The organism is Paenibacillus melissococcoides (assembly GCA_944800085.1).
Classification (GTDB): Bacteria; Bacillota; Bacilli; order Paenibacillales; family Paenibacillaceae; genus Paenibacillus_B; species Paenibacillus_B melissococcoides.
On record CALYLO010000010.1, the window covers coordinates 26,069 to 42,966 of the forward strand.

Consider the following 16,898-nt stretch of genomic DNA (forward strand, 5'->3'; position numbering starts at 1 on the left):
ATGTTATTTTGAGAGTGTTTTACGTGAGGCTAACCCCCACGTAATTACATAAATAACCGAATAAGAAACGGCGTTCCTTACCATTTTTTTGGAAAATGAATGTAGGGGGCTTACTTTCTTATTGCCTTTTTTAGACTTGTAGAAGGGAGGAAGAAGTGATGAAAACATTACGAGATACATGGTTTAACGGCTTATTTTGTTATCATGAGTTCCGTTCATCAGTGCAAATAAACTCGTATTTTGAACGTCTGGGCTTTAACGGCCTTGGGTACGTTCGAAATAACCCTTTTGCTACCTCGTTTATGTCTATTGCTTCATACTCCTCTCCTGCAGGAAGTTACGATGAACGTACTTCAAAATTGGCCGAGGGAGAACGTGTACGGATCCCATGGATGATTGAATTTGAAAAAAACCATGATACCCGACTAATTGAGGCGTTTGAGGTACACGAATACCTATGTGGGTTTGGTATTGATCCCAAGGATATAATCATTTGGGTCACCCCTGCCGGTTCTATATACATGGCGGTAAATCCGAACATCTATTCTTGTGTTGGCGCTGCAGACCAACTGTGTCGCAGGAACCAAAATATCACAAGGCATTTGGTTAAAAAACTTGATCTCAAAAGCATTGATATGGCCCATTATAGCCCTCAGCGTGTCATACGTACGTTCAACTCTAGGCACTCGAGTGGATACGTGGTGCCTATTACATATAATCAGCTTGGCCATGTTTTACATAATGTAAAAGGACTGACTAGAAAACCGGTGGATCTACAGAGATTTTGGATGCCGTGTATAGAAGCCCCAGAGTGGACTTCTTTCGTATGGGCGTGCGACAGTGAGTCTATTGTGGCAGATAAGGAGAAAGAGGAATTCAAGCTGGCCAGAAGAAGCTGTGTTGATTATTTCATGGCTAATCCGGAAAAGATCCACGTTGGGATCCGGAATCAAGTGTTAGTTTCAATGGGGATTGCAGCTCAGGCTTCTTCAGATTATTCCAGTGAAGATGTGGCTTCTGCAGCAAGTCGATTCCAGGGAAGAATGAATAGAAAAGAAATTGAACGCCCATTGCGTTCAATTGAGCGTCGGGAAACGTTATTTTCATGTCAAAAAGTGTGTTCATACCTGGCACAAAGTGATATCGATGTAGAGTCACTCTGTTCAGCATGCCCTTTTAAACGGCAGATGGAGGACATTGCAGAAGCAAAAGAAAAAGTAACCGATTTCATGGTGTATGCAGATCATATAGGCATCTTGTTCGAGCAGAAGTGGCCATTACAGGATATTATGACATACTTCGAAATGTCTCTTGCAGGCGTATTTAGGGGGAAACAAAGTCTGCAGACGCTACCACGTAGCACTAAACAAAAATATACGCGAATCTTGAGCTTATTAGGGCTCAGTACGAATGAGGATGGCTATATCATATTTGACCGTAAAAGAGGCTATAAAGTACCCCTGGTTTTCCTTCATGTCGCAAAGCGAATGGGGGGAGTACGTCTGCGTCAATTTTTAAAGCTACTCTCAAAATCATACAGAACTGCTAAATCAGGTTATTTGACTAGAATGGGTAAAGAAGGCATCCAGAAAACCTTGAAGCTAGGGGAACGTGCGTATTATTACGTTCTTGCTCATTTTAGAGAGCTTGGAATGATTACAAGATTCTCGTGTACATGGAAACTGACGTTTGGAGTCGCCAAAATTACAAAATTTGAAAAACGAAAAAAATTGCAGTCGAAATTAACACAACGCGCCCCTAAAAAAATGACGATAGATGCTGTTGCTTCAGGATTTTTGGAGGTCGCAGCTTCTTTTTGGGCCCCGCCGATATCAATATCTAATTTGGGAGGCTCTAGGGGGGGTGGTGACCCTGGGTGATGACTTAGATTTGGATACCTCCTTGTTTTACATTTAGGTGGCTATCTACTTATGTATCTCTTTTAGTGTCTACTTATATGGGGCTCTCTGTGGGTCTGCAGGGGAGTGTCTTCCCTAGATGGACATGGCTTATGCGCCTTACTTGCTCGCACTAATACTACTCGTATTAGTACCTCACCAAATGACGAATCGTGGCTGCACTTCGTGCCTCCACCTTACATTTGGATTCGTGCTCGCGTTGCAATGTTTCGGTCGTCTGTCCTTCGTCCAGGACTCCCTACACATTGCTTATTCCGGAGATTGCATCTCCGGAACTATACAAGACTGAAAAATTATCAAAAAACCTTATCGTTTTGACATATGATGTAAATAGTGGGGGCAATTACATTGTTTCTGTGGTCATATACACATATGATATTTTTGTCGAAGGGAGCGATTTATTGTGACTGAGAGGAAGAGAAAGCCGAAGGATTATGGTGACTCGACGTCAATTACTATTTCCAGAAGCTATGAAGATTGGCTGACTGGGGAACGACGTGAAGTAACGGAGCAGCATTTGGAACTGTTAAATATGGCGTTGGAAAGAAAGGCATTATTCCATTTGGTGATGAGTGGATTAGACCGGGTGATGGATGGTTTGCCACCAACTCCATTGTTACGGAAGGATTTAGAGAGACAACTGAATATGGGGATCAACTTTATGAAATCACAGCTGTCGAATTATATAACTGAGCAAATGAAAAAGGAGGCAGGGAGGGGTGAGTAAGTGAAAGCCCTCAAAATCTCTATATCGATCCTTGGTTTGAAACTACTTTTTATTTTTCTTATTTTTATGGCATTGTTCCAGGCTATTGCTGGTATGGCTGGTTCCATTAAGGGTGCTTATGAGGATGCTACTGAGTATATTGGGGATTTACTGACTTGGGGTGGTGAGTCTTCAATACCTTTTGCAACGATAGCGAATAATTGGATGACGGCAGTTAGATGGAAAGATGGTTCTGGACACCTGCAGACAGGATTGAATTCTGAGATGAAAGAATTGCTTAATGAACTTCATGTGGGATTACCTTCTTCTGTTTTATTTGCAATATATGAGATGTCTGACATTGTAAAAACGGAAGAGGATATTCTGCAGGTTGCTTCTTTGCTTGAACCTAAGAATGTAGAGATTACGATCATGTCGTATGAAGAAGAGACTATAGCGAATGGAAAAAAAGTAGTAGAGATGAAAACCAAGGCGGTTGTGAGTTCATTGACCACATATATTGGCCGAGTTTCACTTTATTATGATACTAAGGGGCGCTTTGATCGGAAGGAAATTAGCGAAGATCATAAATTACTTGATCAGGCACTGAAAGCATCCGGTTTAAGTGTTAGCGAGGATGAAAAGGAGTTTTTATTTGCTTTTGGTAAAATTGATAACCCTTCATACGTCCCTGGTACTCCGAATAATTCAGGAAGTCATGATGTAATAGTGGTTGATGATGGGGCTTTATTACAATGGCCGTTACCGGATCATTATTATCTGAGTTCGTATTTTGGCTCACGTACAGATCCTATTACAGGAAAGAAAGAAGCTTTTCATAAAGGAATAGATATACCGGCTCCAATGGGTACGAAGGCAGTCGCCGCAGAATCCGGTACTGTTGTGGAGGCGAAATATGGTTGGAATGGTGGCCGAGGAAATTATATCAAAATCAAAACGGAACACTATGATTTGATTTATATGCATGTGATGGCGAATGGGATTCTAGTAAAGGAAGACAGTAAAGTTACGCGAGGAGAAGCTGTCGTCCAGGTAGGTAGCACGGGAAGAAGCACAGGTAATCATTTGCATTTTCAAGTAGAAAAAGAGGGGAAATTGATTGACCCACTTCAGTTATTGAAAAAAAAGTGAAAGGAGTAAGGGATTGAGAAAAGCAACGTCAATTTTTTTGTATGTGCTAATTGGACTTGCTGCTATTGGCGGACTTAATGTCGTATTCGGATGGTTTAACTCGCAGCCAATAGCCCCCGATTGGACGAAAGCTCAGGTAGCTGCAGAACAGTTCACAAGATTGTATTTGACTGCAGACGATCAATTGGAGCAGCGTGAGGCAGAAATTATGCGGCTAGCTCCAGGAGTAACAAAACTGATGGCTTCTACTAAGGAGTCTAAACAGACAGTATCTTCTGTCCGAGCGAGACAGCCATATTGGGATGTCTCAGATCAAATGGTCATTGAGGTGGACGCGTGGGCTCTTGCTCAGAAAAAGGGGCTTGATCCTCAGACGAAAAAACAAGTTACTGAGTGGATTCCACGAAAGTTTTTGGTTTCAGTTCGGATGGCCGTGAATGAAGAAGATCCTTATAAAGGATATACGGTTTTAGGCTGGCCAAAGGTATGGGAACAGAATGTGGGAGAAACGAAATTGAGAAAAATGGATGATCAGTTGAATACTGTCCGTGAGTCAATTTCGCCATTGGTTAGAGCAGTTGTTCCATTGTTGTATAAAGAATCACAGCATGGAATTGAAAACTATTTGCTCGAAGGTACTGAGCCTAAAAGCTTTTATTCAAAGAATCTGGAGGCACCTGCGGTTAAAGAGGTATTTGTCAGCAGCTTAGAAGGTGGTTCTTATTTCGTTGAGGTGAAGGTTTCGGTGAAAGATAAGCTATTAGGGACACAACTGATTGATCGGGTTAGTTTGGAAGTAATTGAGAAGGATAAAAAATATTTTGTAAAAACGTTCTATTAATTGTTGTAGATCAAACGGGGGGATGATGTGCGAGGCAAAATTCATTCAGCTGCCGGTATCGTATTGGCAGAGGCAATTATTTTATCGAACTCAAACGGTAAACCTTCATGGGGAATTACAGTTGCAGCTGTAATTGGTTCGGGGATATTAGCGCTTCTTCCTGATTTAGATCACCGGAGCTCTACAATCTCCAGAACGTTTCCATTGCAGATCGCTTCACATGGTTTGAATATACTTGGTTTCCGACATCGAGCTCAAATGCATTCATTAATGGCTCTTCTTGTTTTGGGAGGATTAATGTGGGTTTCTAGCATTAATCTCCCTTGGATACTAAGTGTATGCTTCTTTACAGCCTATTTTTCTCACATCTTTCTGGATATGTTCAACGAGGAAGGCGTAGAGTTGTTTTGGCCACTTCCTTGGAGGATCCGCTTAGTGCCTGGTTTCTTAGCCATAAGTAGTGATAACCATTCTATATTGCAGAGTATCATCGATAGGGTATTACATATGTTACTTATGTTTTTCACTTTCCATCTGTGTATTCGGTATGTTGCTTACCTCCCTGGTGGAGATTGGTTGAACATCATGTGGAATAAAATCTTGTCGTTAGTACCTACATCCATTATCGGATGGATCAAATTCTAAGGAGAGATAAATCGTATGAATTCGGAGCTTATTGCTGCAGATTATCCCATCACAGGTATTGCCCTTGTTGATGCAATTTTCACCCTCGTTGTTAGAGGCTTGTTAGCTTTATTCATCATTATTTTGATTGTAAAATGCGTCAAGCTTTTTGGCCAAGGGAATTATCCGCAATTGTTTATTAACTTGGCAATCGGTCTTGTACTTCTTGCACTGATGCTTGGGCCTGAAACATTGAAAAACATCGGGAACGAAGTTCTAAAAATTCTTCCGAATTCAAGTGGAGGTAAAGGAACAGGAGGAGGTTCCGGCGTTTAAATGCATTACAAAACGTATATCCGAATGTTCAAGGTCAAATTCGAAATTTCATCCATTGGGGCAGGCGATAAGCGAATTCGCTTGCCTCAAGGCGTGAGTATTACATTTGACATGGCTGTTGTTACTCTATTAACTCTCCCATTATGCCGATATCTGATTGCTCCTATCATTGGGCTTTTAAGCGGTGGGCAAGACTCTATTGAATTATGGATTTACGCTCTTATTACAGCGGTACTAATAGGCTGGTTTTCTCGTAAATTCGAACCTGCGGGCCGAAGCATTGTATTGTTCGGCCTTGATTTAATTAAATTTGTATTTAGAAGCAAATTTAGTGATGGATGGAGCAAAAGAGATTCTAAGATCTATCAAGGGAACGTCCAACCGGTTCGAGTGTCCCTATATGATCAAAAGAAATGTGGTCAGTTTCCTGCTAGTGGAGAACCGGATGAATTCGAATTGCGTGTTGCTGCAAATGTGAAAGTACGAAGAGGACGGGCTATATTTCGGTTAACCGGTTCAAAAACAAGTCCTGGAATCTATCAAGTAAGCAAAAGAAAGATAGAACCACGGAGGCAAGAGACACTTGTTCTGCGCCGGCGTCATAGTGGGACGTCTGAAGGAGGGATCAACTGATATGATGCCCGTGAGTTTCTTTGAAGGAAATCGAGTCTATGACATACATGGAAATCCTTACGCTTTATATATCATACCTAATATACATTATTCATTTTTATCATCGGTTAAGAAAACGAGCATTATCAATGATTTGGAGTATGCATTAAATCGGAGAGCCGATGAAATTCATTTTAACTTGCTTTGTCGGCAGTTATCAGCTCGACAAATAAGTCGGGAAATGCGGGAGTTTTCAGAACATGAAGGTTGGAATGAACAAATTCAATATTCAGTACAACAGCTAACGCAGATTCGCTCCTTTGAACGTGTTAACTTTATGGCTTTTCCCTTAAAAAAACGTGAATACTATAAGAGCAATCAAACTCAATTCTCGACTACACAATTTAGTGACATGATTCGGATGCTGACAAAAGAACTATTCCAGCGAATGATACAGGGTGTAGTAGATGTAAAAAGCAGATTGGCACGGGAAGAGATCCAACTACTAGAATCGGAATTAAGTGAGCACGAAGAACAAGCAGAAACCTTAGTAAAACATTTAGAATCTTCCTTCCCTGGTATAAGGCCAGCATCGATTAATGAGGTTGAATGGTGGTTGAAAAAGGGATATTACCGAGGGATTGATGATCCTGAGTTGAAAATACCCTATCCATTCCCGGTGCAAGTTCAATCCAAAGGTGGCCGCCGCTCAATACGGCCAATCCGGAATACATTATTGACTCTTACTGAAGGGATCATCCAGGAAGGGCGTAATCACTTAGAAATCATTCATCCAGATAGTTCGGTTTCATATCAAACCTTTTTCACTACATTAAATGCACCAACTGATATTCTGGCCACTTACCCAATTGGACATGAGTGGCTTTACGGTGTGCTTGAACAATTCGACTTTCCTATTGATGTCTCCATGAAAGTAAGATTCGAACCTTATATTGAAGCCCGTGAAAAAGCAAGCAGAAAAAATAAAATTGCTAAGTCCCAAGTTCGCGAATTGAAAGGTACTGAAACTGATGATGCTATGTTCGGCCAATCAGAAGTTCCGGACGAGTTATTAGATAACCTTGAAGATTATGATAGTCTTCGACAAAAATTCCGTACTAAGCAACAGTCATTAGCCTATGTCACTACAGTCTTTGCAATAGGTGCAGAATCAACGGAACAATTAGAAAAACGAGTAAATGAATTTAAGCCAAGGGCTGAGGAATTCGATCATGTCCTGGTTAATCCAACTCTTAGTATGCTCAAGATGTTCCAGTCATTTTATCCTTTTAAGGATCTGTTACCCGACAATTGGGAACTTCCTATGGATCCTGGTGTGATAGCTGCTGCAGTACCTTTTGGAGTTCGAACACTTGGTGATCCGATAGGCATTTTACTTGGGAAACTATTGCCTGGAAGACCTATTTTTATGGATCCTGCACGACCTATGACGGTTTTAAATCGTTCAGGGGCAATATTAATCTGTGGGACGCTAGGTTCTGGGAAAACCGTTTTATTAAAATTTCTGACGTACAATCTGCTTTTATGGCAAGCTTATTGCTTTGCAAATGATCCTAAAGGTGACTGGGCGTTCTTTTGTGAACATCCATTTGTAAAACCTATCAGCACTTTAATTTCCTTCACCCCAAATAGTTCAACATTGTTCAGCCCTTTCCGTTTGGGGAGAAGTATTGAAGAATGCTACGAAGCTGCCTTTGGAATGCTGGAGTTGATCCTAAACCCAAAAGGGCAAGAAGAACGGAATTTGGTGTTGCAGGAAGCAATTAATGAAGTACAACGACGCGATAGATGGGATATGTTTACGTTTGCAGAAGTCCTCGATGAATTTCGAACGACGGAGGAGGATGTAAGTCTACGTGAACATGCAGATTTTATTTTTAGAAAACTACAGAGTTTACCGAATCATCCAATAGCCCGGATGATTTTTGGGCGAGATGAAGGTAAAGATATATTTGCACATAAGAGATTCGTTTGTGCTATTACGCGTGGACTCTCTCTCCCAGGAAGAGGTTTGGGGAAAAATGATTGGAGTGAAAATGAACGGATATCTGTAGCCATGATGTATGCAGTTGCTACGTTAGCAATACGTTTTCTCTCTGGTCTTCCTGAAGGGACGCTGAAAGGACTCGCTTGGGAAGAGTTTTGGTACCTGAACATGTTTGACCGTGGAAAACAGGTTTATAACGAAGCGCTGCGTCTATCACGATCTGAAAAGATGGTTGTTATGATGGCGTCACAAAACCCAACAGACATCAATGCAGACGAAAAGGATTCGGATGACGTCACAGGCCTGTTTGGTTGGAAATTCATGCTCAGAATGGAGTCAAAAGTTCAAGTTCGATATGCCCTACATAATTTAATGGATATGCCGGATGAGGAACCAAACGATTGGATGGAAACATTCAGTGAAGAGTATAAAAATGGGAAAGGGCTTGTCCGTGATCCGGAAGGGCGAATTGGAGAAGTTCAGATTGAAATTTTAGATCCGCTCTTGCTGAAGCACTGTACGTCCACACCAGCATGAGGAGACTATTATGAAAAAATTCAGTATAGGTTGGGTTTCTGTATTATTGCTACTTATAATAGCTGGATTTCTTGTAGCTCCGACCGTATCTGCAGCGCCATCAGCACCTACTGAATCAGGGGGTATCTTTCCTCCAATTAAAGACTTTGATTCGCCTCCGCTATCGCATTACGGCTGGAATGCAGATGGATTTACCGGGAATATAAATCCTATCTATAACATTGCGAATTTTTTATTCTTTACCATAGTCATGATCATTCGTACAGGTCTAATGATCTTAGACTGGGGCCGGAACCCTACGTTTTTATATCCGTTGATAGAAAATTTAAGTGATGTTGTCAATTATGGCATAGTCGTTTTTCTAAAAGCATATTGGCCAATCATATCGATCATTATTTTGTTGCTATTGGTCAAAGATTACATTAAGGGCAATTTCGCAAAAACAGGAAAGCGATTCATCAGTTTTTTGATAGTATTTGTAACTATCTATATATTTACCGGAATGGGAAACGGGGTAATTATCAAAACTGTTGAAGCTATAAATGCTTTAGACGATTACACCATGCAAACATTCAATAAAATTACAAATAAAGCGAACGGTCAAGATGATGCTGCAGATCAAAAACAGGTAAGCATATACACGTTAGCCTGGAACATGCTAGTCCAAGATCCATTTGCTCGTGGGCAGATAGCAAATGCAAAATTAACTTTGACTGCTGCAGATGCAGACGCAATAAATGCAAAAATAGAGGGAACAGGTGCTAGTGCCGGTCAAAAATGGATAGATCTAATACTAAAGCATGATAAGGATTCAAAAGAACGAGACAAAATTATGGGAGTCTTCGAGGATAACCATGAAGATGAGTTTGAAGCTGCATATAGCAGTATGGGACGACTTGAAATTGTACTTTTTATTCTATTTCCGGGCTTATTGTCTTTTATATTCTTTATATTTTTTGGTCTTATTCTGCTAGCGTTATTCTTTTATTTTTTAGGTATACTTGTAGGTTCGATCGTTGTTTTGCCCCTATCAATCATACCACGAGAATTTCCTTCTACTTTAATGACATGGGGGAAGATGCTTGCGACCGCATTAATATCGAAGCTAGCGGTAGGGATGTATCTCGCTCTTACATTAGTTATCGTTAATGCGATTGTTTCTGCAGATGCCTTGGAGCAGATGATTGGAAACTACGGGCAAATGTTTTTAGTTGCTATTGTATTTTTGTTGTCTATCGTTTTGTTTTATTTCTTTCTCAAGCGTTTCACACATCCAATGCTTGCTCCACTGAACAAAGGAGTGAGGTATGTAGATAGTGCGCGCCGACGGAGAAGAAAACGAAGAGATAGGAACGATGATGAGGGATACGATGAAGATGATGAGGGCGACGAGGACGATGAAAAGCAGCAAAGACGTGGTTCTAAACGAAAAGGTGGAAGAAATACTGATCGAACAAAAGGACGAGGATCCAAAACATCGGATAGATCCTCATCTGACCGCGTGAACGGTGACACTTCTAGTGAAAAAGCGAATGAGAGCAGTAAACAAGGGGAGAGTACGGAATCTGGATCTCAACCTACTTCTTCAAAAGAAAAGGCAAAAAAATCGGATCGCGTAAAATCAGTAGATAAGGATCATAAAGAAGTTGAAAACTCTAAGCATTCGGACAGGGTTCGAAATAATGATGCTCCTAATGAGAGTGAACCTAAGCTGAAATCTCAAGAAGATGCCTCAAAGGAGAATGGATCAGAGCCGAAGGTGAACACAGAGCAGCTTGAGCGAGATAAAGTCAATCCGACTAAAAATCAGGCTGCTGCAGACAAAAAAGGGGAAAATACACGTAGAACTAAGGATACAACAGTTCCTGACAAAGTAGATAAGGTCACTCCTCCTTCTAAAAGAGAAGGTCTGGGTTCAGACCGATTGAAACAAAAGCCAGCAGAAAGCGCAGCGCAAGGAAAACGTGAGGCAGCTGCTACAAGTGAACAGGTAACACCGGCTGTTCGAACTGCAGGTGAGAAGAACGCTGATCGAGTGAAAGAAACACCGAAGGTAACAAATAGTGGTGATGGTAACACCATTAAACATCCATCCCCATCTAATACATCAAAAGAACAAGATACCGGCAAGGCTTCACAATCGGTTAACGGCAAGGTACCATCTGCATCTGAAACTGCTTCATCTGAATCCCCTGCTAGGACGTCTAAAGAGCCAGAACAACCTAGAAAAGTGGATCGAGTTAAAGAAGGAAGCACGGCAGTTCGCCAATCGGTGGTAACGACAAAGCCTGAAGTCAGAACGGTTCAACCACCGAATCCTGTTCCAGTGGATACAAAAAATAGAAAAGTGGATCGAGTTAAAGAAGGAAACACGTCAGCTCACCATTCAACAAAACCTGAAGTCAGAACGGTTCAACCACCGAATCCTGTTCCAGCAGCTGCTTCCAAACAAGCGAAACCTGAAAGAACCGTTGTTACAGAGCAACCAGAACAAGTTTCAGTTACAAATAGAAATAAAGAGGATTTTGCTAAGACAAGTTCCCCTAGACAAGAACAGAAAAAGGTTAGAGGTAATGATAAGCGGAATGAGGGCGAGGCTACACCTAAAGCCTTTCGTAATGACCGTGTGAAGGGAAATTCAAGGGGAACTGAGAAATCCACGAAAACAGGGACTCAAGACGCATCCCTTGTATTTCGTAGAAAAAATCATTAAATCGAAAAAAGGTATCTTCGCGGTACCTTTTTTCTTAATGCCTTTTAGTTAAGTGACACTTAACTAAGCTGGCTATATAGTCCTATTTTAATCAGGGAGGGATAAGCATATTGGGCCATTCAGATGATTTAAAACCTGTCTTAATCCATACCGAGATAGGCACCTTAAATAATTTTGAGGAGGAGAAAGCATGAGTATAAAGAACGGAGAAATTAAGATGAAAACAATATGTAAAGGGTTTATTCAACTGCTGTGCCTCATTACTTTATTGTCATCCATTCCGCTAATAGGGGAAGGGAAAGTGGAAGCTCGAACCTCTTCGCCTATACCAACGTTAAATGCTTATGAAAAAAACGGCCACGTTAAACTTGAATGGGCCGTAGAAATGGATCCAAGTGACATAATGACTCAAACCTCCTTTGAACCAGGGGACATTATTCCTGATCTTCGAGGAGGCGGTAATACACAATTAGGAAAGCAATCTATCGTCTCCTCAAATGAAGCTGCAGGTCGTTTTCTTCAAGTCATCGACACAGTAACAAGAGATGAGGGGAATTTCTGGTGGTATCCAGAAACGAAGTCTAAAGCTAGTGGCAGTATATTTCCGGCTGTATCTTTCCCGAACGGTTCGAATTTAAGTGTTACATTCAGAGCTCGAAATTTAGGAGGCTCTGGGTGGGCTCGCTTCGACTTTCGAGGGGAATGGCTTCGGAAAGGGATGCCACTTCATGATAATAAAGGACAACCTGTATTCTTTACGAATACGGTGGATTTTACAAGTTATCCTAAAAGTTTCGAAGTTAGATTAGCAGATGGGGCTGTTCCGGTCTTTAATCATGGCCAATATTTTGTGATCGTGACAGCACATAACAATGATCATAATTATGGTGTGAAATGGTATACGTGGAATTCATCAAGCAACAGGATGATAGAAGATCCTAATGGAACAACTATATTTTCTACTAGCAGACCATTAGATGGCCATACTTTTAAACCAAACACGGATATCTTCAATGCCGGAGAAAATGTGCTGCAGCTGCACCAGACTAGTACAGGCACTTTTGCTGACAGGTATCTTCCGGCGGATGGATCTTGGCATACGTATAGTCTCAACACGATATTAGACAGCAGTTTGTATAACTATGAAACAAATGGCATTCACCCCTTGATCCTGTGGTCTACCGATGGGACTTTTCAAATAGATGAAATTAAATTTGGCCATGCGACAGAGGTAGAGGTATATCGAGACGGTCAATCAGTTTACCGTGGCTATTTATCAGATTTTGAGGATGTTAGTGCTACGGATAAAGCTGTACCGAATGCACCTGGGAATGCTGCAATCCATATAGGGCCAGGCAGAAAGCCAGTAATTACCTGGAATCCGTCACTGGATGCTGGCACGACATATAGCTATAGCATTAAGGGGATTACACGCAATGGGGAAACACCATTGTCCCAGCCTCAAGTAGTGACGGTTACAACAGGGATAAAAGGTTACGCCGTAGTAGTGGATCAAAATCCGAGCACGGTGCCAACCGCAGTAAACGTGACCGGTACAAGCCTGACGGTCGAGCCGCAGCAGGGGAATTTCTTTGCTCACATCGCGGCCGTCGATAACCAGGGCAACATGTCCAGCGTGGTTCATATCCCGTATGTGGATCAGGTGCCCCCGCAGCTGAATGTCAGTGCCGATCACTCCCATTGGAGCCAGGGGCCGGTGATATTGACGGCTACGGCATCGGACAATGAAACGGGAGTACGGCATATCGAGCTCCCGGATGGAAGCCTGGTGAAGGGCAAAGCCGCTCAGTATACGGCTCAGGCGAACGGCAGCTATACCTTTAAGGCAGTGGACAATGCCGGCAATGTCACAGAGCGAACGCTGCAGGTAAGCAATATCGATCGGGAGGCGCCAGCGATCGCAATTTCCCCAATGGAGCGTATCTGGGGCATGAGTGATATTCCCGTAGAAATCCGCTATGCGGACGGGCTTTCCGGCGTTGACCCGAACAGTCGGATGTATGCGATTAGCAATAGTCCGGCAGCTCCTACGCAGTGGAAGGCAGCGACAGCTGACGTACAGTACCTGACGGTAGCGGAGGAAGGCCAGTGGTATATTCACGCGAAGGTGTCCGATCGTGCTGGCAACACGCAGCAGCTTGTAACCCAGGAGCTGCAGCTGCAGAGCATGCCGCAGGAGCCCGCCGATTTCCGAGTGATGTCTGTAGAGGAACATGCCGTTCACTTGTCCTGGTCGCTTCCTTCAGGTTCGGTGGCTACGTCCGGTTACGTATATGAGGTCGAGAATGCCACGACTGGGCACACATGGACGATCACGTATCCAGAACATACGCTAACGGATCCGGATGTCGAGCCAGGGCATATGTATACCTATCTTGTGAAGGCCAAAAACCATGTAGGCAGCAGCGCAGCCAGCACGGTTACAGCTCTTACGCTGCCTTCAAAGGCAGATGGTCTTTCCATCCATCCAATTGATCGAGAGGCGGCAGCTGCTCTGGTTTCCTTCGAACCGGTGCGATCCGCTGAAGCTTATCATATTGCAGTGAAAGAGAGCAGCACGCAGCAGCTGGTGACAGAACGGACGGTGACCGACGCAACCTATCACCGGATCGATCAGCTGCAGCCAGGGATGAACTACACGGTGACGGTAACGGCGGCTAACGCCAGCGGGCGCGGCGCTGTTTCGACGGTAGGGTTTCTTACGCTGCCAGGAGCACCAGGAGAATTTAAGCTCCTGCAGGTCAGTACGAATGAAGCACGCCTGCAATGGGAGAGCGTTACGTCAGCGACGTACTACGAGCTGCAGCGCGATCAAATTCAGGTCTACGGCGGTGCCCGTACGAAGTATAGCGATAAGGGATTGCTGGCCGGAACGGAATACAAATTCGAAGTAGCAGCTAAAAACGAGACGGGATTTGGCCAGATGTCGCAGCCGCTTAACGTCTTGACGCTGCCAGGGCAGGCAACCGTTACAGCTGCCACATATGGAACGAATCAGATCACGATGCAATGGAAAGGCGTAAAGGGAGCAGCTGCTTATAAGGTAGGCGTGGACGGCATCGATGTGGCCAGCGTGACAGCCGCAACGTACGGCCAACCGATGGAGTACACGATCGAGGGGCTTGATCCAGGAACGGGATACCGCTTGCACCTCTATGCCGAGAACAGCAGCGGAGCTGGCGAAATGGCGCTTTTAACAGCTTCTACACTGCCAGCAGCTCTGCCGACGAGCAATATTACGGTTGATGAGATTGGTGAAACCCAGGCCACGCTCCAATGGAAGGGAGTACCGGGGGCCAACAAATATCGGATAACCATAGCCGACAAGAAATATGAACGTTCCGGAACGGAGCTGCAGCTGAACGGATTGTCCGGCGGCCAGCGATATACATTGTCCCTGGAAGCCGGCAACGAATCCGGATATGGGCCGGCAACGTCGGCCTCCTTCCTCACGCTGCCGCCGCAGGTAAATGGGCTGCAGGCGACAGAGAAAGGCAAAGAGCTGAGATTGACGTGGGAGCCGGCGCCTTCGGCAGAGTGGTATCAGCTTGAACAGGACGGGAAGCTGCTGGGAAAAACCACGGCTACATCCTGGAGCGTGAGCAACCTGGTGGCGGGCGAAAGCTACCGGTTCACGATACGGGCCGTGAATGCGACAGGGGATGGAAGTGCGGTGCCATTTGTTTGGCGTGCGCTGCCAAATGATATGAGCAGCCTGCAGGTGAATGTCACGAAGGTGACGGAGCACAGTGCAGAGCTGAGCTGGGAGGCGGTCGCCGGCGCCGATCGATACCTGGTCTATGAGGGAGACAAGCAGCTGGCCGAAACAGCAGAGCTGGCCGTCATCCTGGAAGGGCTGGAAAGCGCCCGGACATACAAGGGCCTGAAGGTAATGCCTGTGAACACGACCGGGGAGAGTGTAGGAGCCATTGTGCCGGCTTTTGAGACGCTGCCTTCCGGAGAGTTCCAAGTGAACGTGCAAGCCGGGCAGAACGAGCTGAACTACCAGTTCGAGCTGGCATCGCCGTATGAAATATTCGTGGTGGCGAAGAACGGAAAAGAGATATACCGAGGAACCGAGCGGAGCTTTATGCTTGCATCTCTGCCAAGCGGAACGGAGCTCCAGGTGGAAGTGTGGAGCGAGAACGCAGCAGGCCAGCGATCGAAAGGGCAGGTAGTGCGGGCACGTACACTGGCCGGGCCGAGTAGTGGAGGCGGAACTGTGGTCTATCCGGATCGGAAACCGACGCCGGTACCGACACCGAAGCCGGAACCAGGAACGGAAATAGAGCAACCAGGTGTTACGCCGGATCCGGAAGGATCGGGAGAAAACAAGGGACAAGATATCGAGGATATTCGAGGATTGTGGAACCGCGAGCAGGTGCTGGAGCTGCTGGAACGAGGCGTATTGCACCTAAATCAGGAAGGGAAGTTTGAGCCAAGACGTGCCGTTACGCGTGCCGAATTTATGGCCATGATTGTACGGGCAGTGGGCCTACAGGAAAAGGATGCGGATCTAATACGATTCCGGGACATCCGGAAGGATGCTTGGTACTACCCAGAGCTGAGGGTTGCGTTTAGTAATGGAATCGTACGTGGATATAACGTCTTTACGTTCCGTCCGGATGAAGCAATTACCCGAGAGGAAGCCTCGAAGATGTTAGGGAATGTGGTCGAGCAAACAGGAGAGCTTGCCCTGCACTTCCGTGATAAAGCAAAAATCTCGAGCTGGGCGAAGCGAGAAATCGGGATCCTGACAGCTCAAGGCATTGTTCACGGATACCCGGATGATACATTCCGTCCTAAGCAGCTATTGAACCGTGCGGAAAGTGCTGGTTTTCTATTTAACTCTTTGCAAGCGTTAGAACGGGGGAATTAAGATGCAAACAATACGTAAAGGGTTTATTCAATTGGTATGCCTCATTACTTTACTGTCATCCATTCCTGTGGGAGCAGACCGAGTAGAAGCAAGTTCTGTTGATAATATTCCGAAATTTACATCCGTTCATCAAAAAGATGGACATGTGAAGATCGAATGGACAACTCATATGAATGATTCGGATGTATTGACGAAAACAGGATTTGAAAATGGAGAAGAGGTGCCTTCCCTATCCTGGGGAGGCCAAAATCCAATCGGAAATCAATCTATAACAAGTGGGCCTAATGGAGGTCGCGTACTACAACTTACAGATACGATCACGGGAAGAACCGGAAACCTAGTTAATTTTCCGGATGTCGATAACGAGCACAGTATTTCAAATTTTAAAGGAAGATCTATTCCAGGTGGAACGATAGTAAGCCTGAATTACAAGGCAAGAGCTATTGGAGGAAGTCAGTCAATCGTTCAATTTTATGCAGCTACCGGATGGTTCCGTCAAGGTTTTCCGACAAAGGACTACAGTGGCAAGGACGTTAAATATGCAGAAGAT

The 16,898-nt window shown here is 44.2% G+C and carries 10 protein-coding genes; all 10 read left to right on the forward strand.

Features of this window, described 5'->3' with window-relative positions; translation table 11 throughout:
* Nucleotides 1-158 precede the first annotated feature (158 nt).
* The 10 genes from OCY70_RS28375 to OCY70_RS28420 all read left to right on the forward strand — a co-directional run bounded on the left by OCY70_RS28375 (nt 159) and on the right by OCY70_RS28420 (nt 16,348).
* A complete protein-coding gene (locus OCY70_RS28375) occupies nt 159-1,880 on the forward strand; it encodes a hypothetical protein (protein WP_261945477.1) in 1,722 nt (573 codons plus the stop codon).
* Between the two features lie 442 nt (nt 1,881-2,322).
* Nucleotides 2,323-2,646, forward strand: coding sequence for a hypothetical protein (locus OCY70_RS28380; RefSeq protein WP_261945476.1), 324 nt, complete (start codon nt 2,323-2,325; stop codon nt 2,644-2,646).
* On the forward strand, nt 2,647-3,777 hold the full coding sequence (locus OCY70_RS28385) for a M23 family metallopeptidase (protein WP_261945475.1): 1,131 nt from the start codon (nt 2,647-2,649) through the stop codon (nt 3,775-3,777). It begins immediately after the preceding gene.
* A 13-nt stretch (nt 3,778-3,790) separates the two neighbouring features.
* Entirely contained in the window at nt 3,791-4,618 is an 828-nt protein-coding gene (locus OCY70_RS28390; protein WP_261945474.1) for a conjugal transfer protein, read from the forward strand.
* A gap of 27 nt (nt 4,619-4,645) precedes the next feature.
* On the forward strand, nt 4,646-5,263 hold the full coding sequence (locus OCY70_RS28395) for a metal-dependent hydrolase (protein ID WP_261945473.1): 618 nt from the start codon (nt 4,646-4,648) through the stop codon (nt 5,261-5,263).
* 15 nt (nt 5,264-5,278) lie between these two features.
* Entirely contained in the window at nt 5,279-5,578 is a 300-nt protein-coding gene (locus OCY70_RS28400) for a TcpD family membrane protein (RefSeq protein WP_261945472.1), read from the forward strand.
* A complete protein-coding gene (locus OCY70_RS28405) occupies nt 5,579-6,211 on the forward strand; it encodes a TcpE family conjugal transfer membrane protein (RefSeq protein ID WP_261945471.1) in 633 nt (210 codons plus the stop codon).
* Nucleotide 6,212: 1 nt separating this feature from the next.
* Nucleotides 6,213-8,735 (forward strand): ATP-binding protein, encoded by a 2,523-nt coding sequence (locus tag OCY70_RS28410; RefSeq protein WP_261945470.1) that lies wholly within the window; start codon nt 6,213-6,215, stop codon nt 8,733-8,735.
* A 10-nt stretch (nt 8,736-8,745) separates the two neighbouring features.
* Nucleotides 8,746-11,448 carry a hypothetical protein gene (locus tag OCY70_RS28415; protein WP_261945469.1) on the forward strand — a complete coding sequence of 901 codons (2,703 nt, stop codon included), beginning with the start codon at nt 8,746-8,748 and terminating at the stop codon, nt 11,446-11,448.
* Between the two features lie 1,450 nt (nt 11,449-12,898).
* Nucleotides 12,899-16,348, forward strand: coding sequence for a fibronectin type III domain-containing protein (locus OCY70_RS28420; RefSeq protein ID WP_261945468.1), 3,450 nt, complete (start codon nt 12,899-12,901; stop codon nt 16,346-16,348).
* Nucleotides 16,349-16,898 lie beyond the last annotated feature (550 nt).

Coding starts and splice junctions, on each gene's coding strand:
- OCY70_RS28375 (WP_261945477.1), top strand. CDS start 159: ATGAAAACATTACGAGATACATGGTTTAACGGCTTATTTTGTTATCAT.
- OCY70_RS28400 (WP_261945472.1), top strand. CDS start 5,279: ATGAATTCGGAGCTTATTGCTGCAGATTATCCCATCACAGGTATTGCC.
- OCY70_RS28405 (WP_261945471.1), top strand. CDS start 5,579: ATGCATTACAAAACGTATATCCGAATGTTCAAGGTCAAATTCGAAATT.
- OCY70_RS28410 (WP_261945470.1), top strand. CDS start 6,213: ATGATGCCCGTGAGTTTCTTTGAAGGAAATCGAGTCTATGACATACAT.
- OCY70_RS28415 (WP_261945469.1), top strand. CDS start 8,746: ATGAAAAAATTCAGTATAGGTTGGGTTTCTGTATTATTGCTACTTATA.